This window comes from Psychrobacter sp. 5A.1, from assembly GCF_030407455.1.
Lineage (GTDB): Bacteria > Pseudomonadota > Gammaproteobacteria > Pseudomonadales > Moraxellaceae > Psychrobacter.
This window is the reverse complement of sequence record NZ_JASDDJ010000087.1, coordinates 1-2,610: the sequence shown is the minus strand read 5'-3', so window position 1 is coordinate 2,610 and position 2,610 is coordinate 1. Positions and strand designations below refer to the sequence as shown.

Below are 2,610 nucleotides of genomic sequence, written 5' to 3'. Positions count from 1 at the left end.
CTGCGGTGACGCTAAATGCTGGTAAATCGCGACCGGCATTGACTTCTGCTGCACCTGCCTCGGTTAAGGTCACGGTGCCAGTTGCTGTATCGATTGCATAGAATCCACTGGTATCCGTCAGTGAGTATTCGTACGCTTCCCCATCAGGGTCATTCGTACCACTTGCGACAACCGTTGACACGGTATCACCGGTAGACGTATTACCTTCTTCAAAGGTTGGCACTGGCGTCATCGCAAGCGTCATCGGCTCATTGGTGTCATTATCCTCTACGGGCGTGATTTTGATATCTAGGGTTGATGTATCGGTATCCGTGGCATCGTTGTTGTCTACCATGGCGTACGTCACTTGAGGCATATCGCCCGTGAAGTTAGCCGCTGGCATAAAGGTATACGCGCCATCTGCTGCGATAGTGATGCTGCCGGCTGCGGTAGTGGCGGTTTCGCCAACTGCATAGTCAGTGCCATCAACAGTGAAACCGGTGACTGAGTGAGAATCGCTGTCGGCATCGGTGACGTTTAAGACATTCCCCGTTTGCTCACCACTGTCTTCAGTAATGGTAATGGCTTCATTGTCATCACGCATCGCATCGGTGATCGGCGTGATATTAATGTCTAGGGTGGTCTCGTCGGTGTTGCCATCAGGATCGGTTACTGTGTAGTTCACGGTTGGTACGGTACCATTGAAGTTAGGCACCGGATCAAAGCGGTAGCTGCCATCAGCATTCAAGGTCAGCTCACCAATCGCACTGCCATCGGTAGCGGTAAGTGTGGTTGCCGTGCCTAGCACTAAAGCCACTGGCGTACCAGTGCCGTCAACGTCAACGGTGGCCGATTGAACAGTTAGGGTTGCACCATTTTCATCGCTATCATTGGTGATGACGTTGCCAGTCAATACGGTGTCTTCGGCAATGCTTTCAACTTCGGGATTCGCTTCAACATCGTTCACCGGATCAATCGGATCAAAGTCTTTGTTATCTTTAATAAATGGTAATGGAATTAACCCCAAACCTAGCCACCATGGAAAACCTGCAGGAGCAGTAACCCACCACGGTGCCACCATTTCTTCACCGCCTAACGCCTGACCTTCGATATTACCTGCTTCTAGCTGCGTCACATAGTCAGAAACTTGCCCTGTATCAGGAATATAATGATAGTAAGTACCATCTTCTGCGATACCAATGAGGGCTTGGTCGTCGTTATCATAAAAGTCTTCAATAATCAGATCTACTTCTTGTCCTTCGCGTTCAAATGAGACATGTAAATGATTGTCAACACGCTTAGTAATAATATGGTTGGGCGCACGATCGATTGACGTGTCAAAAACCTCATAGTTTACATACTTACCAGCTTTGATTGTATTTGGCTGGCCATCCTTAGTGGCAATGGCTATTTCTTGGGTAGTATTATTGGCGCTATGAACTTTTACGATAACTGTTTTCATGATGATAATCTCTTTATGTAGTCTCCCATCATGTTTGGTCATCATTTTATGGGAGGTTTAATCTCTCAGGTTTTTAACTATTTGAGTCTTATAGGAACCAATCTGGCTGTTAGTCACGCTCTTGGATAACCGCAATCACACGGCGATTTAGCTGACGACCAGCGGCTGTTTCGTTTGTCGCTCTTGGATGCTGTTCTCCATATCCAATCGCTGACAGACGATCTTCAGCAATATCAAACTTGGTTACTAGAATATGTTTGATGGCATTTGCCCGTCGTTCTGAGAGCTGTTGATTGTAACGGGCACTAGCATTACTGTCGGTATGACCTTCGATGGTGACCGAGGTGTTGCTATACTGATTCATAAAGTCTGCGACGGTTTGTACTTTTTCGTAGTATTCAGGCTTCACAATCGCTTTATCGTTGTCAAACAGTACTTCTAGTTCAATATTGACTGGTGCTTCTAATATGGGGGCTGGTACTGCAACAGGCTCAGGCGCGAGCACTGGACAGTTAGGCACCACGCGGCTGATTTGATGTGTTTGATAGCGTTTGTCAGCAAAATGCTTTGGCGCTTGGGACGCCTCGATTTTCCGGATAGTTGCATTGCTCTTGTCGTCTACATCAACGTAAAAAAAATAGTGGTTATTTGGTTCAAGAGTAACGTCAAAAGTATTGCTCAATAGATCATTTGTTTTAGAACCTGTTACTTCAACGCTTAAGCGATTGATGCCAGCACACGAATACACTTGAGTGTAGCTTCCCGGTTGTAGGCTAACTTGATATCTGTCATTGATTGCGACATTAGCGCTGGTTTGCTCTGAGTCGTTATCCACAGGCCTAATGAAAAAGAGACTGACACTATCTTCTGGGATCTGTTTATTGATTAACGCTTCAGGATTTACCTCAGCTTGCATATGCCATTTAACATGGCCTACCGCTTTTATGTTATCTTTATTTATGAGGTTAACAGCGTTCGCTGACACACTATTGAAAGAGACGGCTAGGCAAATGGTAGAAAGCGCTAAAATTTTATGACTCATGACTCGATCCTTCCATAACAATGTGGTGTAACAAAAAACATGCTAAATAGACCCCACTCTCAACTTGAAATAAGCAAATCAAACTGAAGTGGCGGATTACCTAGTTTTTTATTGAGTACAAAGCACA

The 2,610-nt window shown here is 45.5% G+C and carries 2 protein-coding genes; both read right to left on the bottom strand.

Going from position 1 to position 2,610, the window contains the following annotated elements:
* Positions 1–1,441: Ig-like domain-containing protein (locus QL982_RS13545; RefSeq protein ID WP_290190389.1), on the bottom strand; the 1,441-nt coding region annotated here is incomplete at its 3' end.
* Between the two features lie 109 nt (positions 1,442–1,550).
* On the bottom strand, positions 1,551–2,483 hold the full coding sequence (locus QL982_RS13540) for an OmpA family protein (protein ID WP_290165321.1): 933 nt from the start codon (positions 2,481–2,483) through the stop codon (positions 1,551–1,553).
* Positions 2,484–2,610 lie beyond the last annotated feature (127 nt).

What these genes read in the sequence shown, in the direction of transcription:
- QL982_RS13540 (WP_290165321.1), bottom strand. Translation starts at nt 2,483, where the DNA reads ATGAGTCATAAAATTTTAGCGCTTTCTACCATTTGCCTAGCCGTCTCT.